Annotated in this window: 27 protein-coding genes, 1 tRNA gene and 1 pseudogene; 4 read left to right on the forward strand and 25 right to left on the reverse strand. The window is 58.6% G+C overall.

Annotated features, from left to right (window positions below; genetic code table 11):
* Positions 1 to 41: 41 nt before the first annotated feature.
* From ACLGL5_RS04145 to obgE, 3 genes are read right to left on the reverse strand one after another with little or no spacing between them, the layout of a single operon-like run.
* Positions 42 to 1,328 (reverse strand): glutamate-5-semialdehyde dehydrogenase, encoded by a 1,287-nt coding sequence (locus tag ACLGL5_RS04145; RefSeq protein WP_494372874.1) that lies wholly within the window; start codon positions 1,326 to 1,328, stop codon positions 42 to 44.
* A 3-nt stretch (positions 1,329 to 1,331) separates the two neighbouring features.
* Complete coding sequence (gene proB, locus ACLGL5_RS04150) at positions 1,332 to 2,468, reverse strand: glutamate 5-kinase (protein WP_069090383.1); 1,137 nt, start codon at positions 2,466 to 2,468, stop codon at positions 1,332 to 1,334.
* Between the two features lie 4 nt (positions 2,469 to 2,472).
* Positions 2,473 to 3,504 (reverse strand): GTPase ObgE, encoded by a 1,032-nt coding sequence (gene obgE / locus ACLGL5_RS04155; RefSeq protein ID WP_069090384.1) that lies wholly within the window; start codon positions 3,502 to 3,504, stop codon positions 2,473 to 2,475.
* Between the two features lie 132 nt (positions 3,505 to 3,636).
* Between obgE and ACLGL5_RS04160 the strand changes: the two genes are divergently transcribed.
* Positions 3,637 to 4,506, forward strand: a complete 870-nt coding sequence (locus tag ACLGL5_RS04160) for an endonuclease/exonuclease/phosphatase family protein (protein ID WP_019861828.1) — start codon at positions 3,637 to 3,639, stop codon at positions 4,504 to 4,506.
* Positions 4,507 to 4,512: 6 nt separating this feature from the next.
* Here the strand turns inward: ACLGL5_RS04160 and ACLGL5_RS04165 are convergent, their stop codons facing one another.
* The 4 genes from ACLGL5_RS04165 to ACLGL5_RS04180 form a co-directional block, all read right to left on the reverse strand.
* Complete coding sequence (locus ACLGL5_RS04165) at positions 4,513 to 5,046, reverse strand: GNAT family N-acetyltransferase (protein ID WP_027047506.1); 534 nt, start codon at positions 5,044 to 5,046, stop codon at positions 4,513 to 4,515.
* Positions 5,047 to 5,082: 36 nt separating this feature from the next.
* A complete protein-coding gene (locus ACLGL5_RS04170; RefSeq protein ID WP_019861830.1) occupies positions 5,083 to 5,670 on the reverse strand; it encodes a GNAT family N-acetyltransferase in 588 nt (195 codons plus the stop codon).
* 118 nt (positions 5,671 to 5,788) lie between these two features.
* Positions 5,789 to 6,058, reverse strand: a complete 270-nt coding sequence (gene rpmA, locus ACLGL5_RS04175; RefSeq protein ID WP_010912120.1) for a 50S ribosomal protein L27 — start codon at positions 6,056 to 6,058, stop codon at positions 5,789 to 5,791.
* Between the two features lie 98 nt (positions 6,059 to 6,156).
* Entirely contained in the window at positions 6,157 to 6,828 is a 672-nt protein-coding gene (locus ACLGL5_RS04180; protein ID WP_010912121.1) for a 50S ribosomal protein L21, read from the reverse strand.
* A gap of 416 nt (positions 6,829 to 7,244) precedes the next feature.
* Between ACLGL5_RS04180 and ACLGL5_RS04185 the strand changes: the two genes are divergently transcribed.
* Positions 7,245 to 7,334: transfer RNA gene (locus ACLGL5_RS04185), tRNA-Ser, on the forward strand.
* A gap of 100 nt (positions 7,335 to 7,434) precedes the next feature.
* Here the strand turns inward: ACLGL5_RS04185 and ACLGL5_RS04190 are convergent.
* From ACLGL5_RS04190 to ACLGL5_RS04225, 8 genes are all read right to left on the reverse strand, one after another.
* Positions 7,435 to 9,045, reverse strand: coding sequence for an ATP-dependent nuclease (locus ACLGL5_RS04190; RefSeq protein ID WP_171903226.1), 1,611 nt, complete (start codon positions 9,043 to 9,045; stop codon positions 7,435 to 7,437).
* 107 nt (positions 9,046 to 9,152) lie between these two features.
* Positions 9,153 to 10,463 (reverse strand): hypothetical protein, encoded by a 1,311-nt coding sequence (locus tag ACLGL5_RS04195; RefSeq protein WP_141700861.1) that lies wholly within the window; start codon positions 10,461 to 10,463, stop codon positions 9,153 to 9,155.
* A gap of 123 nt (positions 10,464 to 10,586) precedes the next feature.
* Positions 10,587 to 11,063 (reverse strand): hypothetical protein, encoded by a 477-nt coding sequence (locus tag ACLGL5_RS04200; protein WP_245306987.1) that lies wholly within the window; start codon positions 11,061 to 11,063, stop codon positions 10,587 to 10,589.
* A gap of 277 nt (positions 11,064 to 11,340) precedes the next feature.
* Positions 11,341 to 11,886, reverse strand: a complete 546-nt coding sequence (locus ACLGL5_RS04205) for a hypothetical protein (RefSeq protein WP_141700862.1) — start codon at positions 11,884 to 11,886, stop codon at positions 11,341 to 11,343.
* A 723-nt stretch (positions 11,887 to 12,609) separates the two neighbouring features.
* Positions 12,610 to 12,873: a hypothetical protein gene (locus ACLGL5_RS04210; RefSeq protein ID WP_069090388.1), complete on the reverse strand. Its 264-nt coding sequence runs from the start codon at positions 12,871 to 12,873 to the stop codon at positions 12,610 to 12,612.
* The gene (locus ACLGL5_RS04215) at positions 12,863 to 13,183 is read right to left on the reverse strand and encodes a hypothetical protein (RefSeq protein ID WP_141700863.1); all 321 of its coding nucleotides are present in this window, start codon (positions 13,181 to 13,183) and stop codon (positions 12,863 to 12,865) included. The genes ACLGL5_RS04210 and ACLGL5_RS04215 overlap by 11 nt, the downstream gene beginning before the upstream one ends.
* A gap of 14 nt (positions 13,184 to 13,197) precedes the next feature.
* Positions 13,198 to 13,407 carry a hypothetical protein gene (locus ACLGL5_RS04220; RefSeq protein ID WP_069090389.1) on the reverse strand — a complete coding sequence of 70 codons (210 nt, stop codon included), beginning with the start codon at positions 13,405 to 13,407 and terminating at the stop codon, positions 13,198 to 13,200.
* Positions 13,408 to 13,424: 17 nt separating this feature from the next.
* The gene (locus ACLGL5_RS04225; RefSeq protein ID WP_069090390.1) at positions 13,425 to 13,604 is read right to left on the reverse strand and encodes a hypothetical protein; all 180 of its coding nucleotides are present in this window, start codon (positions 13,602 to 13,604) and stop codon (positions 13,425 to 13,427) included.
* Positions 13,605 to 13,742: 138 nt separating this feature from the next.
* Between ACLGL5_RS04225 and ACLGL5_RS04230 the strand changes: the two genes are divergently transcribed.
* Positions 13,743 to 14,003, forward strand: a complete 261-nt coding sequence (locus ACLGL5_RS04230) for a hypothetical protein (protein WP_069090391.1) — start codon at positions 13,743 to 13,745, stop codon at positions 14,001 to 14,003.
* Between the two features lie 260 nt (positions 14,004 to 14,263).
* Here ACLGL5_RS04230 and ACLGL5_RS04235 read toward each other — a convergent pair whose 3' ends face one another.
* The 3 genes from ACLGL5_RS04235 to ACLGL5_RS04245 form a co-directional block, all read right to left on the reverse strand.
* Positions 14,264 to 14,977 carry an SOS response-associated peptidase gene (locus ACLGL5_RS04235; RefSeq protein WP_069090393.1) on the reverse strand — a complete coding sequence of 238 codons (714 nt, stop codon included), beginning with the start codon at positions 14,975 to 14,977 and terminating at the stop codon, positions 14,264 to 14,266.
* A gap of 29 nt (positions 14,978 to 15,006) precedes the next feature.
* Positions 15,007 to 15,804, reverse strand: a complete 798-nt coding sequence (locus ACLGL5_RS04240; protein ID WP_069090394.1) for a hypothetical protein — start codon at positions 15,802 to 15,804, stop codon at positions 15,007 to 15,009.
* A gap of 70 nt (positions 15,805 to 15,874) precedes the next feature.
* The gene (locus ACLGL5_RS04245) at positions 15,875 to 16,459 is read right to left on the reverse strand and encodes a recombinase family protein (RefSeq protein ID WP_069090395.1); all 585 of its coding nucleotides are present in this window, start codon (positions 16,457 to 16,459) and stop codon (positions 15,875 to 15,877) included.
* Positions 16,460 to 16,676: 217 nt separating this feature from the next.
* Between ACLGL5_RS04245 and ACLGL5_RS04250 the strand changes: the two genes are divergently transcribed.
* Positions 16,677 to 17,315: a hypothetical protein gene (locus ACLGL5_RS04250; protein WP_494372875.1), complete on the forward strand. Its 639-nt coding sequence runs from the start codon at positions 16,677 to 16,679 to the stop codon at positions 17,313 to 17,315.
* Here the strand turns inward: ACLGL5_RS04250 and ACLGL5_RS04255 are convergent.
* The 7 genes and pseudogenes from ACLGL5_RS04255 to ACLGL5_RS04285 form a co-directional block, all read right to left on the reverse strand.
* On the reverse strand, positions 17,308 to 19,092 hold the full coding sequence (locus tag ACLGL5_RS04255) for an ATP-dependent nuclease (protein ID WP_069090397.1): 1,785 nt from the start codon (positions 19,090 to 19,092) through the stop codon (positions 17,308 to 17,310). The two genes, ACLGL5_RS04250 and ACLGL5_RS04255, sit on opposite strands and share 8 nt — an antisense overlap.
* A 95-nt stretch (positions 19,093 to 19,187) precedes the next feature.
* The gene (locus ACLGL5_RS04260; protein ID WP_494372876.1) at positions 19,188 to 20,516 is read right to left on the reverse strand and encodes a DUF6538 domain-containing protein; all 1,329 of its coding nucleotides are present in this window, start codon (positions 20,514 to 20,516) and stop codon (positions 19,188 to 19,190) included.
* Positions 20,459 to 22,378: a recombinase family protein gene (locus tag ACLGL5_RS04265; RefSeq protein ID WP_069090399.1), complete on the reverse strand. Its 1,920-nt coding sequence runs from the start codon at positions 22,376 to 22,378 to the stop codon at positions 20,459 to 20,461. The genes ACLGL5_RS04260 and ACLGL5_RS04265 overlap by 58 nt, the downstream gene beginning before the upstream one ends.
* A 517-nt stretch (positions 22,379 to 22,895) precedes the next feature.
* Positions 22,896 to 23,381: a hypothetical protein gene (locus ACLGL5_RS04270; RefSeq protein WP_141700864.1), complete on the reverse strand. Its 486-nt coding sequence runs from the start codon at positions 23,379 to 23,381 to the stop codon at positions 22,896 to 22,898.
* A 31-nt stretch (positions 23,382 to 23,412) separates the two neighbouring features.
* Complete coding sequence (locus ACLGL5_RS04275; protein WP_083246459.1) at positions 23,413 to 23,802, reverse strand: recombinase family protein; 390 nt, start codon at positions 23,800 to 23,802, stop codon at positions 23,413 to 23,415.
* A gap of 729 nt (positions 23,803 to 24,531) precedes the next feature.
* Positions 24,532 to 24,685, reverse strand: a pseudogene (locus ACLGL5_RS04280) (IS481 family transposase); the annotation flags it as partial.
* Between the two features lie 95 nt (positions 24,686 to 24,780).
* Positions 24,781 to 25,551: an ATP-dependent metallopeptidase FtsH/Yme1/Tma family protein gene (locus ACLGL5_RS04285; protein ID WP_051726802.1), complete on the reverse strand. Its 771-nt coding sequence runs from the start codon at positions 25,549 to 25,551 to the stop codon at positions 24,781 to 24,783.
* Positions 25,552 to 25,593: the final 42 nt, after the last annotated feature.

A 25,593-nucleotide genomic window follows, 5' to 3' on the forward strand; every position in this document is an offset into this window, starting at 1 on the left:
TGCCTGGGCGCAACGGTTCACGCTCTAGTGGCAAAATAAAATCAAGGCCTCACCTGTCCCGACCCGCGCACGCGATATTTGAACGAGGTCAGCTGCTCGACACCGACCGGCCCGCGCGCATGCATCTTGCCGGTGGCGATGCCGATCTCGGCGCCCATGCCGAACTCGCCGCCATCGGCGAACTGGGTCGAGGCATTGTGCAGCAGGATCGCCGAATCGATCTCGTTGAAGAACCGTTCCACGGCCTTCGCGTCCTCGGCGATGATCGCCTCTGTGTGATGCGAGGAGAAGGTCTCGATATGCTCGATCGCGCCACCGATGCCGTCGACCAGCTTCACCGCGATGATGGCGTCGAGATATTCGGTCACCCAGTCGGCATCGGTCGCCGGCTTGGCGTCGAAAAACACCTTCAGCACTTCTTGATCGGCATGGATCTCGCAGCCGGCGGCGCGCAGCGCATCGAGGATCGGTGCCAGATGCGTGGACGCCACAGCGCGGTCGACCAGCAGCGTTTCGGCGGCGCCGCAGACCCCGGTGCGCCGCATCTTGGCGTTGACGGCGATCCTGACCGCCATGTCGAGATCGGCGGAGCGGTCGATGTAGAGGTGACAGATGCCTTCGAGATGGGCGAAGACCGGCACCCGCGCCTCGCTCTGCACCCGCCCGACCAGGCTTTTGCCGCCGCGCGGGATGATGACGTCGAGCGCACCGCCTAGCCCCTTCAGCATCTCGCCGACAGCGGCGCGGTCGGTGGTCGGCACCAGTTGGATGGCGTCTTCCGGCAGGCCGGCGGCCTTCAGGCCCTCGACCAGGCAGGCATGGATGGCAGCGGACGAATTGAGCGAATCCGAACCGCCGCGCAGGATCACCGGATTGCCGGCCTTGAGGCAGAGCGCACCGGCATCCGCCGTCACGTTCGGCCGGCTCTCATAGATGACGCCGACGACGCCGAGCGGCGTGCGCACGCGCTCGATCCGCAGGCCGTTCGGCCGTTCCCAGGCGGCGATCACGTCACCGACCGGATCCTTGAGTTCGGCGATTTCGCGGATGCCGTCGGCCACCGCGCGGATGCGCGCGGGATTGAGTTTCAGCCGGTCCATGAAGGAGGCGGAAAGCCCTAACTCCTCACCATTCGAGATGTCGATGGCATTGGCGTCGAGAATGTCCTGCTCGCGGGCGACGATCGCGTCCGCCATGGCAAGCAGCGCGGCATTCTTGGCGGCGGTGGTGGCGATGGCCAGCGGTCGGGCGGCGGCACGGGCGCGGCGGCCGATATCGGCCATCAACGCCACGGTGTCATCCCCGGATTTTTCATGCAGCTTCAGCATGGCTCATCCTCCGCTTATGCCGCCTCCCGCGTGACTCACCACGAGATCATCGCGGTGGATCATCGCCGAACGCGCTTCGTAACCGAGCACGGTTTCGATCTCGGCCGTCTTCAGGCCTGCGATCCTTACGGCATCGGCGGCATCATAGGCAACCAGCCCGCGCGCGATCTCGCGGCCCTCTGGCGACAGGATCGCCACGGTATCGCCGCGCGAGAAATTGCCGCTGACCAGTTTGACGCCGGCCGGCAGCAGCGATTTGCCCGATGCGAGCGCACCGACGGCGCCGGCGTCGACCGTCAGCCGGCCGGCCGGTTCGAGCTGGCCGGCGATCCAGGTCTTGTAGCCCTTGACCGGATTGGCGCTCGGCCGGAAGAAGGTGGCGCGCTCGCCGCGCTCGATCGCCATCAGCGGCGACAGCCGCGTGCCCGAGGTGATGATCATCGCGGTGCCGGCGGCGGTGGCGATCTTGCCGGCATCGAGCTTGGTGCGCATGCCGCCGCGCGACAGTTCGGAGGCGGCAGCCCCCGCCATCGCCTCGATGTCCGGCGTGATACGGTCGACCACCGGAATGAACTTGGCTTGCGGATCGCGCGCCGGCGGTGCGGTGTAGAGCCCGTCAATGTCGGAGAGCAGCACCAGAAGGTCGGCGCCCATCATGGTGGCAACGCGCGCGGCCAGCCGGTCATTGTCGCCATAGCGGATTTCGGACGTGGCCACCGTGTCGTTCTCGTTGATGACCGGCACCGCCTTCATCTTGAGCAGCGTCGAGATCGTCGCGCGCGCATTGAGATAGCGGCGGCGCTCCTCGGTGTCGCCAAGGGTCAGAAGAATCTGGCCCGACTTCAGCGCACCCTTACCGAGCGCATCCGACCAGGCGCCGGCGAGCGCAATCTGCCCGACGGCGGCGGCCGCCTGGCTCTCCTCGAGCTTCAAGGCGCGCTTGCCAAGGCCCAAGATCGTTCGGCCAAGCGCGATGGCGCCAGAGGAGACGACGAGGATTTCGGCGCCGCCCTGGGCAAGCACCGTGATGTCGTCGGCGAGCGAGTCCAGCCAGTCGCGCTTCAGGCCGCTCGCGCGGTCGACGAGCAGCGCCGAGCCGATCTTGACGGTGATGCGCCGGTATTTTTTCAGCGACTGCATGGTCTTACTTTTCCCAGCGCGTCTCGACCACGGGCGCGGCCTCCGCGCGCGCCTCGGCAATCACGGTCATCAGCGCCCGCAGAACGGCCTCGACACCTTCGCCGGTGACGGCTGACAGAAGCATCGGCGCGCGGCCGGCGGCGCGCTTCAGCGAGGCGACCTTCTTCTTGCGCTCATCGGCATCGAGCGTGTCGACCTGGCTGAGCGCCAGGATCTCGACCTTTTCGGTCAGGCCATTGCCATAGGCATCGAGCTCGGCCCGCACGGTCTTGTAGGCCTTGCCCGGGTTTTCCTCCTGCGCCGAAACCAAATGCAGCAGCACGCGCGTGCGCTCGACATGGCCGAGGAAACGGTCGCCGATGCCAACGCCCTCATGCGCGCCCTCGATGAGGCCCGGAATGTCGGCGATGACGAATTCGCGCGCGTCGATGCGGGCGACGCCGAGGCCGGGATGCAGCGTCGTGAACGGATAATCGGCGATCTTCGGCTTGGCCGCGGTGACCGCCGCCAGGAAAGTCGACTTGCCGGCATTGGGCAGTCCGACCAGCCCGGCATCGGCGATCAGCTTCAACCGCAGCCAGATGTTGAGCTCCTCGCCGGGAAGGCCGGGATTGGCGCGGCGCGGCGCCTGGTTGGTCGAGGTCTTGAAATGTTGGTTGCCGAAGCCGCCATTGCCGCCCTTGGCGAGCAGGAAGCGCTGGCCGACCACGGTGAGGTCGCAGATCAGCGTCTCATTGTCTTCCTCGAACACCTGCGTTCCCGCCGGCACCTTCAGCGTCACGTCGGCGCCCTTTGCGCCGGTCATGTTGCGGCCCATGCCGTGGACGCCGGTCTTGGCCTTGAAATGCTGCTGGTAGCGATAGTCGATCAGCGTGTTCAGGCCATCGACCGCTTCCAGCCAGACATCGCCGCCGCGGCCGCCATCGCCGCCATCCGGCCCGCCGAATTCGATGAATTTCTCGCGCCGGAACGACACCGAACCGGCGCCCCCGTCACCCGAGCGAACATAGACCTTGGCTTGATCGAGAAATTTCATGGGATTGCAGTTTCTTTTATTGGCCTTGCGGCATTGCTCTAAACCTTGGGCCTTGCTCTAAACCAAGGCGCGGTCAAGGGCGAGACCGTTTTGTGACAATGGCCGCTTGGGGTCGGCCGGAGACATGTTGGCATGAAGCTTGTAACCTACAACATCCAGTACGGCATCGGCCTTGATGGGCAATACGATGTCGCGCGCATTGCCGACGCGGTGCGCGGCGCCGATGTGATCGCGCTGCAGGAGGTCACCCGCAACAATCCGAGGAACGGCGGGCGCGACATGGTCGCCGAGATCGGCGAGGCGCTGCCGGACTATTTCGCCGTCTATGGCAGCAATTTCGAGGCCAATATCGGCTCGCGCATCGACAACGGCCGCGCCATCACCACAACCTTCCAGCTCGGCAACATGATGCTGTCGAAGACGCCCATTCATCTGTCGCGCAACCTGCTTTTGCCGCGCAGCCGCAGCTTCGAGATGATGAACTTCCAGCGCGGCGCGCTGGAAGCGCTGATCGAGACGCCGCTTGGCTTTATACGCTTCTATTCCATCCATCTCGATCACCGTAGCCCGGTCGAACGCGCGAGCCAGATCCAGTTCCTGCGCCGGCGCCTTTTGAACTACGCGCTCGAAGGCGGCGCGCTGTCCGGCGTCGCCGAGATCGGACTGCCGGAATTGCCGCACCCCGAGGCCTTTGTCGCCATGGGCGATTTCAACATGCTGGCAGGCTCGCCCGAATATGTCGAACTGGCCGGCCGGCCGGATCACCAGTTCGGTATGCCGCTGACCGCCGACTTCGCCGTCGACGCCGCCGTGCGCCTCAACGTCGCCGGCGACGATCTCGCCAGTTGGGTCGACCCCAAGGACCCGGCGAACACCAGCCGCCACAAGCGCATCGACTACGTCTTCACCAGCGCCTCGCTTGCCAGATCGCTGAAGCGCCTGTGGGTCGACCACCAGGCAACCGGTTCGGACCACCTGCCGGTGTGGGCCGAACTGGGCTGACGCACCTCATCCGGCTGCGTTTTCGCGTTCGACGATCGCCATCATGATCGTATCGCCGTAGTGCCCGTCGATACGGATAGCGTCGCGCTGCACGCCCTCCCTGACAAACCCCACCTTGTCGTAAAGGGCGATTGCACGGGCATTGTCGGCATGTACGGACAGCTCGACGCGGGCAAAGCCGACCTTGCGTGCCTGCGCCAGGGTGGCATTGATAAGCCGCAGTCCGAGGCCACGCCCGCGATGGGAGGCAACAATCCCCATTCCGAGGCTGCCACGATGCGCATGGATGAGCCGGTCATGGCGTGAGATATCGCACCAGCCGACCACCTCGCCGTGAACAACGGCGACGAAACCTGGATCGCCGGCCACGATACGGTCCAACACGAATCGCCGGGTTTGGTCGAGTGGCGGCGCCTCGAGGAAGGACAGGTACTTCCGCTCACGCGCAACGAGATCAAGCGCGCGATGAAAGCTTTCGATGCGACCCGGCGTTATCGGCGCGATCGCGATCGTTTCAATATCGTTGCTGTCATCGGCCATTGGCTTGCCCGGCGCCATCCATCAAAGCGCCATCCATCAAAAATGCACCCAGTTGCGCAGGCTGATCCACGTCTTCCTGTCGAGCCTGTAGCGCTCGACAGGCACCTGGCCGGCGACGATCGAGTTCAGCATGCCCTGGCCGGCATACTGGAAGCCGCACTTGTGGATCACCCGGCGCGAGGCCGGATTGATGACCCGCGTCGAGGCATGCAGCACCTGGACCGATGTCTTCTGGAAGGCGAGGTCGACCAGGGCGTGGGCGGCTTCCGTCGCATAGCCGCGCTTCCAGTAGGGTTCGCCGATCCAGTAGCCGAGCTCCAGCCCGCGATCGGTGGTGTTGAGCCCCGCGCAGCCGACGAAAGTGTCGGTGCCGGCCAGCGTCAAGGCATAGGCGATGCCGGCGCGGCGCGACCGTGTCATGGCCAGGAAAGCGCGGGCCTCGGCCTCGCCATAGGGGTGCGGCATGCGCGCCAGCATTTCGGCGACATGACGGTTGTCGGCAAGCTCGACCAGTTGCGCGATGTCACTCTCGCGCGGCGCCCGCATCACCAGCCGCTCGGTGACCAGCACCGGGCAGTCTATCGCGTAACTTTCGTCTTCTGAGTCTTCCGCTTCGGCAACCATTTTAGTCCTCCAGGCAAGAAAAAAGGGGAGATGGAAAACCCATCTCCCCTGATCCTTTTCCTGGCATTGCCAGACACCGGTTCCCGAGATGGGCGCCGGTGTTCTAGTGCGGAACCGGCTACTCCGCGGCTTTGGTAATCGGGTTGACCGATACGTAGGTTCGGCCGTTGGCTTTTTTGTTGAAGGTGACTGCGCCGGATTCGAGCGCAAAAAGCGTATGGTCCGTGCCCATGCCGACATTGACGCCGGGATGCCAGGTGGTGCCGCGTTGACGAATGATGATGTTGCCCGGGATGACGGCTTCGCCGCCGAACTTCTTCACGCCCAGACGCTTGGAATGCGAGTCGCGACCGTTGCGCGACGAGCCGCCAGCTTTCTTGTGTGCCATCTAACTAACTCCGTTGCGCCGCAAGGCGCCTAAAAGGCCTTATGAACGCGTTCGCGTTCCGTTTCAAGTCCGATCCGGCGGATGTTTCGCCGGAAAAATTACTTCTTCGCCAGTTCCTTGGCCTGTTCGCGCCAGTCCTTGATCTGGTCGGCGCTGAACGGCATGTGCTCGTCGATCTTGGCGACATCCTTGTCGGTCAGCTTGGCGAGCTGCGCGAAGGTGATGATGCCCTGCTCGTTGAGATCCTTGGCGGCGACCGGGCCGATGCCCTTGATCACGGTCAGGTCGTCCGGCTCGCCCTTCGGCGCCTTGAACAGCGGCGCGGCGGCGGTCTCGGCCGTCACGTCTGCCTTGGGGGCAGCTTCCTTCTTGGCCTTGGCCTCCTTCGGCGCAGCCTCGGCAGCAACCTCGGCCTTGGCTTCCGCCTTCACGGCGGCCTTCTTGGCGGGCTTCGCGCCACCCAGCAGGATCTCGGAGATCCGCACGGTGGTCAAAAGCTGGCGATGGCCGATCTTGCGGCGCGAATTCTGACGGCGGCGCTTCTTGAAAGCGATGACCGTGCGGTTCTTGCCCTGCTCGACGACTTCGGCGGTGACCAGAGCGCCATCGACGAACGGCGCGCCGAACGTCACATTCTCGCCCTCGCCATGCGCGAGCACGTGGCCGATCTCGACGATATCGCCGACATTGGCTTCGACTTTTTCGATCTTCAGGAGATCGTTGGCGGCAACGCGATACTGCTTACCGCCCGTTTTAATGACTGCGAACATTTTTTGCCTTTCGCTGTTCGGTCGGCCTCGATGAACCGCCTGAGGCGGTTCGGCCGTCTTTTTGTCAGTCTGCGGGTTCAAAAAACAAGCGGCGCGGAAGAACCCTCCACGCCGATTGCGCGCTGTCCCTAACCGAAGGTTGCGTGGGAGTCAAGGCAACAGCCGTTGCCGGGGAGGTCATTGGCCGGCAAAGACCAGGCATGTCGACTTGACCGACCGGCGTTGCCTTCACCTGGCGGCGGGTATGCGTGGTTGGCCCGTGAAACCGCGTGGGTTCGACCGCAAAGACCTGCCCTGTTTCAGCTGCTTGCCCGGCAGGCCGGATGACAAGCCAAATATCGGTGGATTTGGCCTTGTAACCTGCCCGTTCAGCCGTTATCTAGTGCGCCGCGCCGGCAACGGCCGACCATGACCGCGGAGAGGTGGCAGAGTGGTCGAATGCACCGCACTCGAAATGCGGCATGGGTGCAAGCCCATCGGGGGTTCGAATCCCTCCCTCTCCGCCAAATTGCCATTTCCACCATTATCCATTGATTTAACTAGTTTTTATGAGGCGAAGCTTTACCCCGGTGCCCCACGCTGGTGCCCCAAGATTGTTTGATGGACCTAGTTTGGGATGCCCCTTCGCGCAACATCTGAAAGCCATTCCTTCAGTTGCCCTATGAAGTTCCAGACATCTCCATCTGCTGGTCGCACATATCCCTGAGCAGCAGGATCGCTTCCCATCGCTTCAAAAATCTTTCTTAGCCATTTCTGCTTTGAGCGCGGTACGTTAAGCCCCGTCAGCCAAGCTTCAACTTCGCCAACTGACACCAAAAACAGTCCATACCGAGCCAGGTCGTGAATAAGGTTTTCCGCAGCCTCTCGCTCCCCACCCAATAGTAAGTTAATGCCTCCTCCTGTCTTGAAGTTGACGGGAGCAAGGGCAGTCAAGCTTGCAAGTACCGCTGTGCGTCGTTGACCATAGGCGCCGCGTTCACCGTCCGGAGTCCCCGCCGCCGAGAGATGACGCGTCCATACCTCTCCCCCCTCCTTGAGGACGTCCAGGTCAACAATGCTTGCTGCAGGAATTCCCAAGGCACGCAACGGGGCGACAATCCTAGGGACCGTGTCCTTACCGTTGGCATTAAGAAATAGACCAGCCTTTACTCCCCGATGATCTCCGGTACTAACAAGCCGCTGGTTAACCTCACCATAGAAAGCGCGGTCGGCATCGGCTTCAGTGACAACAACGAAATTGTAGAAAATGGCCTCCAGCACTCCAGTCGATCTTAGCAGGGGATCGTTCATCAGCCTCCGCAGACCGTCATTAGAGAGTAATCGGACTGTACCCACCCCTTGGGAATAGGTAAGCCGAACAATGTTGACCCGGGCTCCTGATTCAATGGCACCCATCACAAATTGTGGGCTGTGTGTCGACGCGAAGACGATCTTGTTTTCGTTAACCGCAGCGTTGGCAATCTCTGTTCCCAGCGACCTAGCCAAAGCCGGGTGAAGGAACGCCTCAGGTTCATCGATTGTTATGACCTTAGGGTCACCAGCGAGCATTTGCAGAAGTATGCCAGCATAGGCTTTCACCCCATCACTAACGCTTGCTAGCGCCCTAGCATTCTTCATGAACTCCAAGTTGGCGTCGTTAAGTGACCTTTCGTCCTCGGGAAGTTCGTCAGCGAAACGGACCTGAAGCTGGCTTCCTACCGTGGCGTCGATTACAAGAAATTGTCCGATTGCGTCGTGCACTAGGTTGCTCAAGCGCCTGCGGCGGCCATCATTGGTAAAGAGCCTCGCTAAGGGCGCATCCGGATTCTTTAGATCGCCGCGCTCCTGGGGGTTGCAGAGAGTAACTCGTGTTTGGCCATCGAGGTTGAGCATTTTGTGGGCCGCGTAGTACCGTGCGAAAAACTCGAGGTCCCTGTGCGGTTCCATAAGGTTAGCCCTGAGCATTGGCAAATGAAGATGGTGCCGTCCGTTTGGAAGATTTGAAACTATGTGATCTGGGCTCAAGTTCTCGTTCGTGTTTGGAGGAGTGCTGATAGCCGTCGAGTATGCGTCTGCTTCGTCGACTGTTAGCGGAGAGAACTCCATCTCCGCCAAAATGGACGTATTTCGAAAATGGCCATGAACTATGCCCTGCTGAATTTCAGTTAGCGTCAAGCTTTTTCCAGAGTTGTTAGGGCCGACAAAAATTGTGACGGACGGCTCTATCGGCAGTGTCAAAGGCTCCCCTTCCGGCCGGGAGCCAATTCGAAATTGCAATCTCCTTAACATGTTCCCCCCAACGTTTCGAAGCCTGCGCCTCGGAACAAACCTTCGTCGCTGTCAGCTCACTTAATCACGACTGGAAGCTTTAATCCTAGTGTCTGCCGCGCAACTTGCTGCATCACCTGAATTGCGTATATCGAATAGGATGCGGCGACCATAATCCCATCATGCATCGGCAAGGCTACGATCCCCATCCTCGACAGCCGCAGCAAGACGGCAACCAGGATGCAGCTTTCGGTGAACATCAGGTCCATTGCGATGTCTCTGCCAAAGAGCGGCACCAAGGCAGGGTGCTTCGTGGCGACGGCTTCGCGAAACCTTGAGGCTGTCCATCCAGTCGGCAAGGCATCCTTCACCTTAGGAGGCAATCGGGTCATCTCAGTCTCAGTCGAGAGGAGAGCGGAGAGCCCCGCCTTGACCCCTGCGCGATGCTCCTCAAGACCTGGGATGGCGTAGAGGTCCCCTGTTGGCGGCTCAGTGCCTACCCGGGCATAAGCTAGCCTAGGGAACATGCTGGCGTAGTCGAGGTCCGCGATGGGCTCCCCATTGATCGTTAGACCACCTCGTTGAGCCTTAGGCATCGATATCCAGAAGGCACCGTAAAGCCTACCATGAAGGTTGAACGCGGTGCGGTCTGATGGCGACCGTAGTAGGAAGCGACGGGTCAGCTTGTAGGCAGCTTGAGGCTGCCCATCGATCTCAATCCGTTGGGTGGCGAGGAAGGCATTGATCTCATCCATCTCCGCCCTCAGCCTAACGGTCTCCTCAGTGTCCTCATAGTTCACCAAGACGGAAGGCAGCCTGTTGCCGTACTGGTCCCTGCCTGACCGCGCAGACAGCCTTATGACCTCCTCACCCTCGGCTCGCCCTATGTCCCCAACACGAACCTGGGCAGCCATCAGGTCAGTTTTCAGCCACCCAGTGGCCTCTATGCCTGTCCTTCGCACATGGGCCACAGGTGGATGCTGCATGATGAGCCCGGCTCTCTCCATCCCCTCCACCACCTTGGGCATGATGCCAAAGCCAGTGCGGTCATAGCGGGTCAATGCGGTGTGCTTCATGGGCAAGGCGAGGTACTGCCCCCACCTATGGTCGACATGGAGGAACTTAAGGTTGGCGATGATGGAGGAGACAACCATTCCCGTCCTCTCCACCACCTCAGCCTTAGGTATCCTTACGCGGCTTCCGGCTTCCTTGGAGGTGGCATAAAGAACGGCTTGCGTCACCTCGGCGGCGATGGCGGAAAGCTTAGGGCCGCTTGAAGTTGCCCAAGGGTCAAACAAAATGTCTGGGGTGGTGGGGGGAGCTATCAAATCATCCCCATCCCCCTTGGCTCTGAGGCGGGCCTTTGCTCGGCTGCTGAGAGGAGGCATCAGGGAACCACAAGGCATGTGGGGGGACCTAAGCTCGCTCTTGGCAGCCGTTCGCGCTCAACATGTGAGCACCCGGATAGCTCAACCACATCACTCGATTGTTTGCATTCGCGTACCATTCCGCTAGCGCCCGCGCTTATCCCACGATGGCCGCCAACCGGGGAGATGGGAGGGATGAACGCCGAAGCGCTTGGTCTTCGCGGCGATGATTTCAGGGACTGCTTCGCGAGCGAGCGGTTCGCCGGCTCTCTCCAGTGTCGCCCCAATCTTTCGCAGCACGATGCCAGACGACCGTGGGTAAGCATGAAGCTCGGTGTGAACATCCGGGCATAGCGGGTTGAACATCTCCCACCGCCTATGCGTGCCGCTCGCCAACCGATGCACCGCCTTCGCCGCCTGGACGATTCTGAACTCGCGAGTGCGATGAGACCCAAAGTCATCCTCAATAAGGGCACCCACGCCCAGATAAATGGCCAACAGGCGGCGGGGATCGATGCCGGCCTCACGTAGCCGCGCGAATGCAACACGAGCCCTGTAGGCAGCTGGCTGCCCCCGCAGATACATTGCTGGGTCCACTCGGCCGGCGGAAGCCAGCGTCATGTTTAAATCCTGCAAAGCCGTGGCTATTGAGCTAGTATCTCGTTTGCCTTCAAGCCAACGCAATGACGCCATGACATATGGCGCAAGGTCGCTCGCACGATAGGTCGGGCACCAGTGCGATCCGTGGCGGGATCTGTATTGTACGTGATAGCGACAATGGAAACTGGATAGGCCTTTTCCACTGGACGACGAAGATGGACGTTGGCAGCCGGGAACGGTGCAGCTTTGTCGATCTGTGCGAGCCGCAGCCTTGAGCCTAGCGTCAATCACTGCCCCGCTAGTAGTCCGAATCATCGAATTTTCTCTTGGCCGGAGGGGGAAGGGCTGACGCCCTTTGGTCTTCACTGAGCCCGGCGAGCCGTTCCCTGCTAAGCTTGAGCGCCTCCTTCTTTAGGGCCTTCTGACGTGATCCGACCGGCGCATGGTTCACAATCAGGACCACGCCCTGTTCAGACGCGAACGTGATAACCTCTGCAATCTCCGCGCCGTCCTTGACGTATCTCCCGGACGAGTTCCGCCCTCGGGCTTGGAACGCCGAGGCTAGATCAAACATTGAGATTTCTACGGTCACCTCGTCGCCTGGTCGGCAGCTTTCCACCACGCCACGTACAGCCATTATCAGCGCGTACCATTGATGACGATTGGCACCCCTACTTGCTATCAGCCGATGTTCTTCAGCCTCACCGGTTTCAGAATCAAAAATCTGCCAAGCGGACACGCTCACACCAGAGTACCCCGGCTTGGGTGATGACACTGAGGCGATTGCTATAGCAGTAAGCTTCCTTCCGCCCGCTCCGACGGCCGCTAGATGGCGACTTTCCATATATTACCTGACTCCTCTCGGCGTTCGCCGTTTCTGCCTGTTCGTTGAGCCTCGATTATTTGGGCTTACGTCACGCACATATGCGCAGGCTGGGATATTTCAAGTCGCTAAATGTGATCTCTATAAGAAATGTTTATGAAATATGAGAACAAATGGTGCCATTGGATGTCGATTCCCTTCACCGCACCAGTACTCTATGGAGCATGGGCACTACTAAGGGGACCTACTAAGGGACCTACTAAGGGTCACTACTGATGAGCACTACAAGGAGCACTACCAAGAGGCACTGTCAAGGGTACTACTAAGTAGGACTACTAAGAGGCACTGCCAAGGGCACTACCTAGAGGCACTACCAGGAGCACTACCAGGAGGCACTGCCAAGGGCACTACCTAGAGGCACTACCAGGGGCACTGCTAGGGGCAATACTAAGAGGCTTTACTGAGGAGCAACACCGAGGGGCCTCGACAGGCGCACGACCAAGGGTACGGCAGGGCCACAACCAAGGGGCAAGGCAGGAGCCACTACTACGGGGGGCACCGCAGCGGCCAAGGCTGAGGGGCATGACAGGGGCAACGGATGAGGACACGACGAGGGCATCACTAACGGCCACGGCAGGACCACGGTCAGGTGGGTTGACCAAGGCTAAGACAAGGTCACGAACCAAGGGACGTGGTCGAGGGCCGCGACCGGCCTTGGCGACAGTGCAATGCGTACTAGCGCTATCACTCCATGTCAGGCACGTCGCCACCCACAAAGAGCGTCGTGGGCTCCCCGTATTCGCCAAGCGAGGGGTTGGCATCACGCGACCACGCAATGACGCCGGCATGTTTCGTAGCAAGGCCTTTTGCGGTCCTTACGGCCCGCTCCTCGGTCTGCTGCTCGGCTGGCCCAAAGACAGGCTGAAGGTCGCCGGTCTCGTCGCGATCGAAGGCGGTGACGACAATTAGCTTCGGTGCCTTCTGCTGGCGCATCAAGTTATCTGACATGAAGGCTCTCTTTCCGCTGGACTAGAAGCCCGTTTAAGTTGAGCGGTGGAGGAGGAAGAACCTCAGTCATCTCGAATAGAGGCACCGTAGAGGCGTCTGGCTCAGGCGCTTTCTGCCTAGCCTTGAGGTCTGTGATTTCCTCGTCGCGCCGCGCAATTCGGCTTTCTAGATTGGCAATGCGCTCCGTCAAGAAATAGCGCCCAACGGCAAAGCCGCCGCCGCCGAACAGCACGGCAAACGTGGCGAAGGCCGCCGGGTTGGCGATGACCAGCGCCGCGTTACTGCCAATGAAAGCGATAAGGTCGTGCATTGGGCTCGCTCCGATCACCCAACAACAGGCGGTGTGTCGTCGTAGCCGATGGAAACTATCCCCGGATGCCGGTGGGCGATGGCGAGTATCTGAGTCTCAAGCTCGCAGTTGTAGGCCATGAGCGCCTTCACGGTCTCAAGAGGGCTATCGTAGCGGGCGATGAGCTTCACGGCTTCTGAATGCAACTCGGCTTTGGCTTCGGCGTCAAAATGCATTGTGCCCATAGCGGTTCCCCTTCCTCCTAGCGTGTGGCACGGCGTGGTGCGGTAAGCGCGTCAAGCCGGTCCTGAAGATGCCCATTGAGCACGATCATTTCCTTGAGCGCCTTCACTGGGTCGCTCTTGTGCTGGGCAATGAACTTGTCGGCGATTGCCTTTAGGGCGGCCTCCTGGCGGCTGTCCAGCGTCACAATGTGGTCCATGGCGGTTGCTCCTAAAAGCTCCATCTGTGTAGTGAACAAAAAGGGAACAAAATTGTCAAGACCGAATTGACTCGGCGAGGAATGCGTTCCTATTTGGATAACGGGTGGGGCGGTTACCCAAAGGACGGAGAGCCGCAAATGGGCAGACGAAAAAGCCGCTATGACAGGCTATTTGCACGAGACGCGGAGGCGATCATTTTAGACGCGCTGAGTCTTCGCAAGACGCTACTCGCAGCACAGGTCCACCTCAATGCAAGCGGTCCGCTGTTCTGGCAGCTTTGCGGGCTTGTCGATAAGTTGCACGAGGTGCTCGCGGCTGTCGCGGAGAAGGAACCCGACTACCGGGCAGGGCATCTTGGGCTTCTTCCGCTGCCCGAGGATTACTTGACTCGGAAGTGAGCTATGGCCGGGTCGATGGACAGCGTTGGGCGGGCCGCAAAGGCCAACATGTTGCTAATCGTGGAATGTGGCCATTGCTACCACGTGGGCCGCTTTAGGGCGAACGATGTGGTCAAGGTGGTGGGGTGGAACAAGCCGTTGGAGGGCATCAAGTTCAGATGCAAGCGGTGCAGTCGAATGGACACATCGGTCAGGACTCAGTTCATTGACCAAGACCACCCGCCGAAAGGCTATATTTGGATCCTGCAAAAGGCGAGAGGCTAGAACAGCGAGCCTTGGGCTGGCGCTGGCGGTGCCTGTTGTGGGAACTTGATCTGTGTGGCCGGCTTCTCGACAATCACCAAGGCATCATCCGGTGCCGTGCGCTGTAGCCGCTTCGCCTCCGACCACGGAGCAGTTAGCCAGGTCTCGGTCTCCTCCTGTGTGGTCAGGATCACCGGCATGGCCTTCTCGTGGATCGGCTTGATGAGCGCGTTAGGCGCTGTCGTCATGAATCCGTAAAGCTCAAAGTCGCCCGGGCCGTCCTTGACCTTGCGCACCCCCTGCCACGGCGTCCAGAGGCCGGCAAAGAAGAACAGCGGGCGGTCCTCATTGAGCGCGAACCAGTAGTTCCGCTGGATGCCCGTCTCAGGGTCTTTGTCGCCGGGCGTTGGGCTGGGTTCCGCGAAGCTTGTCACGGGCACCACGCAACGGTTCTCGACGCCAACATACTGCTGCCAATGGCCATACTGCGGGTTGCGAATGTTGGTGGTGCCGTAGTCCGCCTTGCCCTTCATCCGCTCGACAGGTGTCGGCATGCCCCACAGGAGGTTGGCCAGTTCCCGCTGCCCGTCCACCGCATTGCGCACCACCGGGCCGGGGCGGTTGGGATAGATGTCAATGGACGGCTCAAGGTTGCCCAAGATGTCGCGTAAGGTCCGGGTCCATTGGCGGATGGCTTCCTGCGACGTGGTGATATTGTAGAGGTTGCACATTGGCGAGATCGTTCTCTTTCACAATGCCCCTAGGCACCCGTCACAAGGCTCTTCAAATACTCCTCAAGCACCGAACGTGCCATTGGGACGCCTTGCTCCCTGCCGATGTCTACAATCCTTGTCAGCAGCCGCTTTACTCGCCCCTTGTTGGGTTCCTGCGCTTTCGCCTCATGCTCCAAGGCAACAACAGCATCTTCGATCGCATCCTTGTGCTCCATCTCCAATGGGGCCTCACGTGCTTCTGCCCGGACAAGTTCAAGGATATCTAGGAGTGACCGCGTGTCTATTCCGCTCGCTGCCTGGAGATTCCCATGCACAGTCTGCAAATTGCCGCTACCGCCCACAGCAATTTGAGCCGAACCTCCTCGATTGTCGACATTCACACTTGGGTGTTTAGTCACGCTTTCTCCTCCCGCAACGCCAAGTCGCAAATCCTCAATTGCTCCAGCCTGTTCCTGAGCTAGCTGCTGCTCAAGGTTCGCGAAGACTTCGCGAGCGAATGTGTCGAATGCCGAGCTTTGGCGGCCAGCGCCGGGCAATGGGAACATTTCCAGCACCTCACGCCGGAACCCATTCAGCATCTCGTCAAGTGCGGTTGCATATCGTAGCGACCCCGCGCCTTCGATCTTTGCGATCTGACTGGAGGAGGCATTACAGAGCTGACGGAAACCTTCGCGAGAGCGCTCTGCCAAGACGTGGAAATACCTTGACCCGTGCAAACTACCCGCATGGAAGGCCTCAGCAGTCGCGTCGTCGAGCCGTTTGCGAACCCCCTCAAGCTCTCGCTCAGCCACGCGTCTTGAAGAGCCTAGAACTTCGTCGCGCATTCCACCCCTCAGAACTCTGGCACGCCACGTGGCATCTTGCCCTCACATGCATTTCCCCACCCCCATCCACCTAGCTCGTTGGCGCCGCCTCCGTGTGTTCTGCCATTATCCGAAAAACGCTGGCCCGGCTGATCCCCAAAGCCGTCACAATATCGGTAACAGATTTCCCCTCCGACCGCATCCTCAACACGTCCTTTGCCTTGGCGCGGGCAGTGGGTTGCCGCCCCGCATACTTCCCCTCTGCCTTGGCCTTCGCGATGCCCTCGCGTTGCCTCTCAAGCATTAGCTCGCGTTCGAACTGGGCAATGGCTGCAAAAACGTTGACCATAAGTTCGCCCTGCGCGGTGGCGGTGTCCAGGTTCATGCCGAGAATGCGCAACCCCACCCCCTTAGCTTTGAGCTGTTTGTTGATGTCCACGAGGTCAGCCACGGAACGGGCCAATCGGTCCAATTTGGTCACCACCAAAGAGTCGCCTTCACGCACCCATTCAAGCACGGCGGCAAGTTGTGGCCGCTTGGTCGCCACAGACGAAATCTCTTCGCGAAACACCTTGGTGCATCCGGCTTGCTCAAGGTCGCGAAGCTGGGCCTCAAGGCCTGCCTTTTGGTCAGTGGTGGAAGTGCGGGCGTAGCCGACTAGTGCGGATGTGGTCATAGCATTGGGTCTCCCATTGGCGATCAAGTGAGACCATTATGTGAGACACAACGGGAAAATGTCAAGAGACCATTCATGTGAGACATCGCAGCGAGCCATTTGGCAGACTCACATGGGCTTGCCCTAGTGAGACTAGGTGATTGTGAGTAGGGCTACGCACTACGTCGCTGACTTAGCAATTTGCTGTTAGAGTGCACTGAAAACTTGGGGTCTCCAGATGACATTCGATTGGCAGGCTGTCATGTCGGCCTTGCTTGGTGCAGGCATAGGTGCGGCACTCGTAGATATCGTAGCAGGTTGGTTGCGTGACAGGGGGCAGAGGAAGCGCAACGCCGCATACGTTGGCTTGCGCATCGCAGTTGCCCTTGAGAATTTCTCAGACGAATGCTTCTCCCGGTTCTCAGACATTGACCTCTACAACACGTCAGGTGGCAGGGCCGGGAAGGACTGGCAGAAAATGCCGCCTACTCCTGCATATCCGACCGACGATGATGGCTGGCGTGCATTGGACATATCGCTCGCCGAGAAAGCGTTGACCCTGCCTGGACGACTTGCTCAATCCCAAGGGCTGGTCGATTTTACGTTCGAACATGTCTCGCCCTCCGATGCGACTGATACTTGCCTGGACGAATGCGCGGCCATGGGAATTGAAGCACTTGAAATAGCCGCAGCCCTGCGGACCGCCTATCGGTTTCCGTCATTCAAAAGCTATGGGGAAAAGCACTTCAGAGAACATCTTGTCGACCGAGCGAATGATGATACTCAAAAATTGGCGCCACCCACCCCACCGGGGGGAAAGCTCGAACTCGCCTACCACAAGGTGACGTGTCGCATTTGCTACCCATTTTTCAGCTAGGGCGTTGCGCCTTGGCTGCCGAAAATTTCTTCAGCATTTCAACCAACTCCACAACCTCGCTGGGAACTTCATCGCGCGACATAGCATCAATTATACCCATCGGACTCACATTCGACCCGTACTTGTCGCGCAAGAACTTGTTGACAGCGCCGAGCGTATCCTTGCCCGGTACAACATTCAGTCGTCCTTGAAATTCTCCCCAGACCTTGCCGAATTCGTTCAGAGCTCGTTCGGTCATGGCGGTCTCGTGTTCAGAACTCCCTGTCGATCGCCCAAATCGTCTGCGTTCGGATAGGATTTGTGACAACACATAGCTCTTGCGCTCTTCACAGTGCTCCTCAAGAAAGCTGCTGATACTGTCGGAGTAATCCGTCCGAATGCCTGACCGCTGGGAGCGCTCTGCCATCCCTCTCGTCATAGCCCTGTCGATCGCGGCGGGGACTAACAGAAAGTTCTCAACCTCCTTTCGATTGTGAACTACGACGAACTGACAGAATTCCGCGCAAGCCTCAATCACGGCCTCGCATTCCTGAGGGCACCGGTAATCTCGGTCCAATATTGCAGCCGCGACGATAGGTGTGCCCAACGTCACCTCCATGCCCGCTTTTAAACTCCTGATGCGTTCCGGGCTAAAGGCGTTGACTGGCACAACCGCAAAATCTTTCCGATGACCAACGTTGAGTGCGCCGATCTTCCTCGCAAACTTCCCAAGAACTTGGAAGTCTTTGCCCTCCACGAATAAAGCTCTTCTAGTTTTAGCTAACTGAGTTAGAATAGGGTTCATGTTAGAGCCGAGAGCACTGAAGACCTCCTCGATCTGCGAGGAACTCTTAATCCTACGCCCGGAGTGCCGATGTTTATTAACTAGGACTATTTCATCGGTCTCCGCTTCACCTATTATTTCGGTCGAATGGGTGGCAAGGAGAACATCAGGGCCTAAATTACGTAGCAAAGCCAATAGCTGACGCTGCAACTCCGAGTGAAGGTAGATGTCCGGCTCATCTATCAAAAAAAGAGAAACGTCGCTCGACTGTATGATGTGAGTCAACATCTGACACCAGACCTGAAAGCCAAAACCAGACCAGAACAACTCACGCGGTATCCGATCCTCGGGGCAATACATACGGAGAATCGGCTTGCCATGGGACCTATCAACTTCGGGACGTTCGATGTCCATGCCTTGCCAGGTCTCTTGCAAAGCTAAACGAAACGCATCGAATTTCTCGGGATAGTGATACCAGATATTTCGAAAATTCCGGGCGGCCCTGTAGTTGAATAGCGCCAGTCGCGCCGCCTCCTTTTCAAACAGCGTCTCTTGATGCTCAACCGGGCCAAGGATCGGCACGAACCCAATCTCACAGTCGAAGTGTTTTTTGAAGTTGGACGGGCTAGCAATGATCTTTCCGTTTGCGTTTGGGATCAGCCTACAAACACCCTGCTCGGGGAAGTAGAGCGTAAGGGAGTTTTGGTTGGAGAGATGAAATTCCACTGAAGCTGGCTCGTCGGCTTCGTAGTTGTAGAAGATGTTCTCCTCGGCTACCGAGATAAGTGATAAGTCAAGTTCGTAGCCGTGGACCACGCCTTGCGGACCCCTCACCATTGTTGCCTTCCGCGCCAACGCTCTTCGTATTCCCGAGGCGAGAATTCTGAAGGCTGTCAAAATCGTTGACTTACCCGCATTGTTGGGGCCGACAAGAATGTTGAAATGCCTAATATCCAAGCGGAAAGCCTTAAAGGCCTTGAAGCGCGAAAATTGCACTCTCGTAAATTGATGCATTTAACGACTCACCGCTCTGAAGGTCTTTCAAGCGCTTACACCGAAATTGCTCGCAAAGCAGCAAGTGCTCAGACCGCCGGAGTGTGTCTTCTGCGCTATGTGGGCGTAGGCGGAAGTTTGACAGCCTCAACAAGCGCCCTCTTCGCCTCCTCCCGGTCCATCCCCGCGTAGCCGTGCTGGCTGAGGTCTAGGCTCTTCGCCCGCTCGCTGTCCGTATGCCCAACCACCCACGTGAAAGTCCACTCGTCAAACCCTGCCCCTCCTGCAAGCATGGCATCACGCGCCTTGCGGATGAACCAGCGGCGGAACGAGTGGAAGTCCACATTGCTCTTCGCCTTGTCGTTCGGACGCTCATCCACCCCCACCTTGCGGCGATACCGGGTGAACTGCTTGGCCGCAGGGTCGGAACGGGTCTCTCGCGATTTGGGAATTGGCGGCAAGTCATCAAACAGATAATCGCTGTCCATCTTGCCCGTCGTGCGCCGCTTTACGATCTCCTTAAGCCCACTGTGGATCGGGACGGTACGGCGGGCGTTATCCGTCTTCCCCGCCCAAACGCTGAACATCTCATCTCGGCAATCGGAAACGCGGAGCTGGCAAATCTCCTCGATGCGCATTCCGCTTAACGCTCCAATGGGCATCAGGTCATTGAGCAGTGGTCCGCCGTCGCCGTTGAGCAGCTTGGTCATCTCCGCATCAGTGAACGGACGCTTGCCACTATCGGTCTCCGCTTCGCGTGATTGGCGGCGTTCTGCTGGAAGCCTCTGGCCTGCCCAGGGGTTCTCCCCGGCTGGCAGGTGCCCCTTGTCGAGCAGCCACGTCCAGTACTGCCGTATGAACCCGAGATAGGCTGTGGCCTTCTGGCGACCCCTGCCGACCAGAAGAGACTCAGACAGGAACTTGCCGGCATCCACCCGTCTAACGGCTTCAAGGGCGACAGGGAGTTGGCTATCGCGGAGCCAATCCCCAAGCCAGCCCAGTACCCTTCGGAAATCCCCTTCAGACTTGAGACGGTAATTCTGGTGTTTGAGGAACTCGGTTGCATGGTGGTCAAGCGGCGTGACCTGTCCGCTGGCAAGCGCGAAGAAGGCCTTCGCCGTGTCTAGGCCCTTGGTGGCCTCAAGCTCATGAGCCCGAAGGTTGATAGCGTACTGGGTGCCTTCTTCGTCCATAGTGAGCCTATGCCGCAGAGCCTCCGCCTCCACCGGATCATTGGTCGCTAAGGCCCTCTCGGCTGCCGCGATGGCCGCCTTCAAGCGTGCCACGATGGGCCACTTCCTTGCGTTCGCTTCCTTGAGGTCACCTGTGTGGAGCGGATGCGTCAGCTTGCCTCGACCAATCAAATCCCGCACCTTTGCCGGCACCTTTATGCGGACGCGCCACTGCTGCCCGTGCCATTCGAGATATTGTTCTTGGCTTGCCATTCTGCACCCCGGTGCCCCACGCTGGTGCCCCACAGATGAGTCTCGAAAGACCGGATGTCAAGGGATGCAAGGGGTTCAGACCCTTGGAGGAGAGTGTCCCTCCCTCTCCGCCATCTGCGAACATATCTACGAACCCCGGGTACGCCACCGACACCGCCCTCGCTTTGCCCCGTCGCGCTGACTGCATCCCTCAGATCCGAGACGCGGCCGTGGATACGCACGAACCGCTCGCCCACCTCAACCTGTGCGACGATCGTGGCCAAATAGATTTTCGCAACCGCTCGATTTGATCCAAACAGCAGTTCTTCCATTTGGGATCGGAAGAAAGCTATCCTCGCAGGAGTTACCTCAGAGCGTTCGGAACCTTTCGCAAGCGCTTCGGACATCAGGTGACTAGCTGCCGCTAATTCGCTTGACACCAACTCTAGCTCCCTTTGGAAGGTAGGCTGGGAAGTAATGGATGGTGCGAGCTTTGCAGTCGCCATAATACCTTGCAAGGCCGTTTCCGCGGCCTTCATTCGCGCCTGAAATTCAGGGATCTTCCCGTCGGCACGGGTGCGCTGCCGTGCGTCGCGTTCGCTCAGTCGGATGAGCAGGTCTGACAAGCGATTTTCGTCAAGGATCCGGTCCTTTAGGGAATCGAGGACCGCGGAATCAAGCGTGCCTTCCGGAATCCGCGGTCCACTGCAACGATCTAATCCCCGACTGTCTGCGCTGCACCGATAGTACCGATACACTACGCCAAGCTTCCCCGTGCCCGTCCCCAACGTCATTGATGCGCCGCACTTGCACCGGGCGATTCCCGCTAGAAGTAGTGGACTGCTTATGAGTTTCGCCCCATGCATCTTTGGGTTGCGTCTCTCAAGGAGCAGTTGAACCTCTTCGAACATTTGACGAGCTACAATCGCTGGGATGCCCATCAGTATGGGATCCTGGTCCTCGATAAACTCGTTCTCTGATGGATTCACGAACCAGTAGTAGTCGCCGTAATAGGCCGGGTTTGTAAGCATCTTGTGGATTGCTTGGCCACCCCAGCGTGCACCATCGCGGGTCCGGTAGCCTCGTTTGTTGAGCCACTTAGCGATAGCCTGTAACCCAAGTGGCGGCCCTTCGCCGTCGCCATAAAGGGCCATTGAGTAGATCCTTTCAACCACGCCGCGCTCTTCATGCCGGATTGCCACCCATTTTCTTGACGGATTATCTCCTGCTGGAATCAGTCGATATCCAAAGAGCGGAGGACCACCAGGCCAATGGCCAATTTCAACCATTCGGCGCCTTGCCCGAATTGAATCCACAGCCGATCGGAGCGAGTGAAACTCATCAAAGAGATTAGAAATCCGCTTTGAAATCATTCCACCCGCGTCTTTTGCAAAGGTTTGAGAAACGGAGACGATCTCGATGTTGTGCTGAACCAACAGTTTCTCGTAAATTGCATAATCGCTCGACGAGCGGGCGAACCTAGACGTATTGTGAATGAGAATTTTCTCAAAGGGCCTTTCTTGGGATTGCGAGTCAGCAATCATCCTCTGAAACTGCGGGCGGGCAGCCGTTTTCGCCGAAACGCCTTCTTCTATGTAGACAGCAACAATGATCCACCCCTCCTGCTTGCAGAGCGCTCTTAGCTGGGCTTCCTGATCAGGTATGGAAAGATTGCTTTGGACGCTTTTGTCGCTCGAAACACGCAGATAAAGTGCAACGCGGATGGTCTTCAGTGCAGTAGAGCTGGATAGGATATCCTTTCCGCGCAGCCGTGCGCGCCGCGATGCGATGGTCTCCGGCTTCCGTACTTTTGACGTGCCAACGATATCTGCAAATGAAAATGTAGAAACTCCCTTTGCAGAGGATTTTACTCTTTTAGCCATGTATTTCTCCAGACTTGTAGTGGGGTGAAACCACCTGCTTGACAGGTGGTCCTTCCCTCTATTCAGGTAGCTGTATGGTCGGTTTCACCTTGGCGAGAGGGGCTTTGGAGCGAAGCGGGCTATTGTATGATCCTGGGCTCCCAGTTCTCAAAACTGATGGCACCTTTCAGAATGACCTCTAAGGTTTCGATTTCGCCCTCAGTGACGGTCGGGACTAGAGGCATCAAGATTTGCACGATGTGCGGCCGGCGTCTGCGCGAAGCGCCGCGACGGTTGGTGACGGCGATCGCGCTCCGACGAGATGCGGGACTTAGTGGCGATCGTCTGGTTCGGTCCAAAATCTTGCGGCGCGTCGGTGATCTTGGCGCTTCCGGAAAGACGACAGGTTGATCGGTGCCCGGCCCGCTTGGTCCGGAGCTCTTTGATGATCTCTTACCTAATGACATAACGCCTCACACACATTTGGCCCTCGGAACAGACTGGCGGGCGGCGACCACTAACTCCCCTTCGAATGCGGTTATTCCTCCCAGCTACTGTTGGGGTCTGACGGTTGGGACGCGATCGCGACGAAATCAAAAATGCGGATCGTGCTGTCCGATTTAGACGGAGCTCTGCGTCGCGTTTTCGTGACTACCGTCACAGCGCTGGGTTGAAAGGGCGTAACCTGCGGGCGCATAGACCCGGCGTTCGCTTCGGTCGGTTGCAGCTCAGCGATGAGTTCCGCAGCTGTGATCTCTTCAATGCCAAGTTTGTACGCCAATGCTTTCACCTGGTAATTTTTCCGCAGGAGTACCTCGTCCAGATCGATGTAAGAATCCCACGGAGATGGTGGACTGGTGTTTAGTGTAGAGACCAACTCCATCCAGTTCCGATAGCCGTAGACTCGCGCCATGGCGTGTTTGGCTGCAGTCAACTTGAGTTCAATGCCCTTCTCCACGCCACGCCGCCTTAACTTCTTGGCCATGCTTCTCGGACGTGCATCGGTTGCGAAATGAATACGCATTATTTATCCTCCCGCTTGTGTCTCTGAGAATTTAGAGAAAGTTTTTGTCCACGAAATAAGGCCAATACGATGATATTTGCTCGCTCTGCGGCGTTCTAATTTCTATCCCAGCACCTTTTATTATCTTCACAATCTGGCGCTGGGCGATTATTGAACGTCCCAGCCGCGAAAAATCACGGACAAGTATTATGTCGAACCTGCGCGGTTTGGTTTTAACCGCTGCCAGGAGCTCATTAAGCGCAGGACGTTCGAAGCAATGGCCCGATATTGCCTGGTCGAGACAACATTTTACCACCTGCCAACCCATTTTGACGCAGTAGGCGGTCAACTCCGCCTGTTGGACCGCGACGTTTGATGCGGGGTGGGATTGGTCCTCAGTGGCGGACCGGCAATAGATTCCAGTTCGTGGGGCTCTCGTCATTCTCAGGGTCTCCCCAGGTTGCTCCTCGGAAATTTCTCTGTCTTTTCCGGTGGCGGGCGGGTCTCGCCCAGTTGGTCTCAATCAGTCTTTCAGTACTCACGATAGAAAGTCATTCTGTATATTGGTCGGCATGTCAATCCCATTGAATGAAGCGTTGTTTCGCCTATCCGAGCCATTTGTCCGGATTTTGGCGAATATTTGAGAACGTATTCAGCCTTAACGACCACGATTAATATGAGTACATTGGAGATGAGCGAATCCTTTCGCGGACCAATGTCATCTATAGTGTCAACAATTGCATGCAAAGTGTCCACCGCAAGGATCTAATCCTTCCGGCAAAGGATTCCGGCCGCCCCCCAGCACCCGGTGCTTGCTCCGGCGCTCTCATGAAATGGACGGGGCACGAATCCTTGATGAGGCCAGTCGGATACCCCGTCTTCGTTCTGCTCAAAGGAGGCCCGACTGAGGGTCTGAGACTGCTCGGGCGGACGGATATATCCTCTTGCGAGCGAAAATAATTTCGGGCTTTTTCACTGCTCTGCTCCGTCAGTGCGCGGCGGATGGGCAATCGCCCGAAAGTCCTCCCGACGCCTGCAGCGTTGCCAATGCGCCAGAGTCGGGTCGCCCCGCACTAACCAACGGGCCTCTCTGGGATCATTCGTGCCCTTAACCGCGCCAGCTTGCGGTGGTGCCGTCCCGGTTCTTGGGGCAAGGTCGGCGAACTGTATGGCCGTTATCGGTGAGCACGGTGTGGATTTTGTAGGGGACAGCTTCGACGAACTCCTCAAGGAAGGTCTTGCCGGTGACGGTGGTCGCCTTCTGCCATCAGCCGAGCGAAGGCGAACTTCGAGGTCCGGTCCACCGCCACGAAGAGGTGGAGTTTGACGCGCTCGGCAATCAGCGGATTGTAGATCAGCAGCGAAGACCGAAACGAGAAGTCGAAGTCACTCGACCGTCCACCATCGTACGAAATCATGCTCATGCCGAGAATCCAGCATGAATCATCCGACTACGGACCCGGATGAGAACCGCATTCAGATCATTCCCTTCCAGCGTTCCATGCCTGATGAGAGCCTCGGCGAGGAACTCGATTGCGGCACTGTTGCGCCGGATCAGGTTGCGCGCGCGCGCATAGGCACCCTCAAGTCGGTCATTGATCCGTTCCGCCAGCGAAGGATGGTAGGTGAGTAGCGTGGAGCGGTCTTCCATCGGTCGATGTAGAAGGGGCATCTCCGCTGCAAAGCCGAAGACAGTTTCCATTTGAGTGGCCAGCGCCGTTGCGGTTGCCAGATCACTGGTGGAAGAACCGCCGGAACCTGCGGTGACCGATCCCAGAATTTCATATTCCGCCGCACGTCCGGCCATTCTCATCACCAGCACTGCGCCACCCAAATCCTCGGTCTCTTCGTTTAGGTCGGGAATCTCGGCTTCGATGTAACCGCCGGCCGCACTGTCGATAGTGATCGCGGTGATTTTGCCGATCCCGAGAGTGAGGTAGGCAATAGCGTGCCCGGACTCATGAACGGCCATTCGCCACCGCAGTGTATGTGGCCTTTGGGGACGACCGGAAGTGAGGATGTCGAAGAGGTCGGAGTACACGAGAGCACGCTGTTCGCGACGCGCCTTATGGCGCGCCTCTCGGACCAGTCTTTCAATGTCGGCTCCGGTCAGCCCCGCCGCCTTCAGCGCCAGTGCGCGGAGAACTTCGGGGACTGCGGCGTTGCCCGCAGGGCTTTCGTCAACAGTCATGTACGCCTCCCTGGAGCAGTGAGAATAGGGGCATCCCGCGTT

This window comes from Mesorhizobium sp. U510, assembly GCF_059180695.1.

Coding starts and splice junctions, on each gene's coding strand:
- ACLGL5_RS04210 (WP_069090388.1), bottom strand. CDS start 12,873: ATGTCAGATAACTTGATGCGCCAGCAGAAGGCACCGAAGCTAATTGTC.
- ACLGL5_RS04230 (WP_069090391.1), top strand. CDS start 13,743: ATGGGCAGACGAAAAAGCCGCTATGACAGGCTATTTGCACGAGACGCG.
- ACLGL5_RS04250 (WP_494372875.1), top strand. CDS start 16,677: ATGACATTCGATTGGCAGGCTGTCATGTCGGCCTTGCTTGGTGCAGGC.
- ACLGL5_RS04255 (WP_069090397.1), bottom strand. CDS start 19,092: ATGCATCAATTTACGAGAGTGCAATTTTCGCGCTTCAAGGCCTTTAAG.
- ACLGL5_RS04170 (WP_019861830.1), bottom strand. CDS start 5,670: ATGGTTGCCGAAGCGGAAGACTCAGAAGACGAAAGTTACGCGATAGAC.
- obgE (WP_069090384.1), bottom strand. CDS start 3,504: ATGAAATTTCTCGATCAAGCCAAGGTCTATGTTCGCTCGGGTGACGGG.
- ACLGL5_RS04220 (WP_069090389.1), bottom strand. CDS start 13,407: ATGGGCACAATGCATTTTGACGCCGAAGCCAAAGCCGAGTTGCATTCA.
- ACLGL5_RS04145 (WP_494372874.1), bottom strand. CDS start 1,328: ATGCTGAAGCTGCATGAAAAATCCGGGGATGACACCGTGGCGTTGATG.
- rpmA (WP_010912120.1), bottom strand. CDS start 6,058: ATGGCACACAAGAAAGCTGGCGGCTCGTCGCGCAACGGTCGCGACTCG.
- ACLGL5_RS04215 (WP_141700863.1), bottom strand. CDS start 13,183: ATGCACGACCTTATCGCTTTCATTGGCAGTAACGCGGCGCTGGTCATC.
- ACLGL5_RS04275 (WP_083246459.1), bottom strand. CDS start 23,802: ATGACGAGAGCCCCACGAACTGGAATCTATTGCCGGTCCGCCACTGAG.
- ACLGL5_RS04195 (WP_141700861.1), bottom strand. CDS start 10,463: ATGCCTCCTCTCAGCAGCCGAGCAAAGGCCCGCCTCAGAGCCAAGGGG.
- ACLGL5_RS04245 (WP_069090395.1), bottom strand. CDS start 16,459: ATGACCACATCCGCACTAGTCGGCTACGCCCGCACTTCCACCACTGAC.
- ACLGL5_RS04165 (WP_027047506.1), bottom strand. CDS start 5,046: ATGGCCGATGACAGCAACGATATTGAAACGATCGCGATCGCGCCGATA.
- ACLGL5_RS04160 (WP_019861828.1), top strand. CDS start 3,637: ATGAAGCTTGTAACCTACAACATCCAGTACGGCATCGGCCTTGATGGG.
- ACLGL5_RS04240 (WP_069090394.1), bottom strand. CDS start 15,804: ATGCGCGACGAAGTTCTAGGCTCTTCAAGACGCGTGGCTGAGCGAGAG.
- ACLGL5_RS04180 (WP_010912121.1), bottom strand. CDS start 6,828: ATGTTCGCAGTCATTAAAACGGGCGGTAAGCAGTATCGCGTTGCCGCC.
- ACLGL5_RS04285 (WP_051726802.1), bottom strand. CDS start 25,551: ATGACTGTTGACGAAAGCCCTGCGGGCAACGCCGCAGTCCCCGAAGTT.
- ACLGL5_RS04225 (WP_069090390.1), bottom strand. CDS start 13,604: ATGGACCACATTGTGACGCTGGACAGCCGCCAGGAGGCCGCCCTAAAG.
- ACLGL5_RS04265 (WP_069090399.1), bottom strand. CDS start 22,378: ATGGCTAAAAGAGTAAAATCCTCTGCAAAGGGAGTTTCTACATTTTCA.
- proB (WP_069090383.1), bottom strand. CDS start 2,468: ATGCAGTCGCTGAAAAAATACCGGCGCATCACCGTCAAGATCGGCTCG.
- ACLGL5_RS04205 (WP_141700862.1), bottom strand. CDS start 11,886: ATGGAAAGTCGCCATCTAGCGGCCGTCGGAGCGGGCGGAAGGAAGCTT.
- ACLGL5_RS04260 (WP_494372876.1), bottom strand. CDS start 20,516: ATGGCAAGCCAAGAACAATATCTCGAATGGCACGGGCAGCAGTGGCGC.
- ACLGL5_RS04270 (WP_141700864.1), bottom strand. CDS start 23,381: ATGCGTATTCATTTCGCAACCGATGCACGTCCGAGAAGCATGGCCAAG.
- ACLGL5_RS04200 (WP_245306987.1), bottom strand. CDS start 11,063: ATGACGCTGGCTTCCGCCGGCCGAGTGGACCCAGCAATGTATCTGCGG.
- ACLGL5_RS04235 (WP_069090393.1), bottom strand. CDS start 14,977: ATGTGCAACCTCTACAATATCACCACGTCGCAGGAAGCCATCCGCCAA.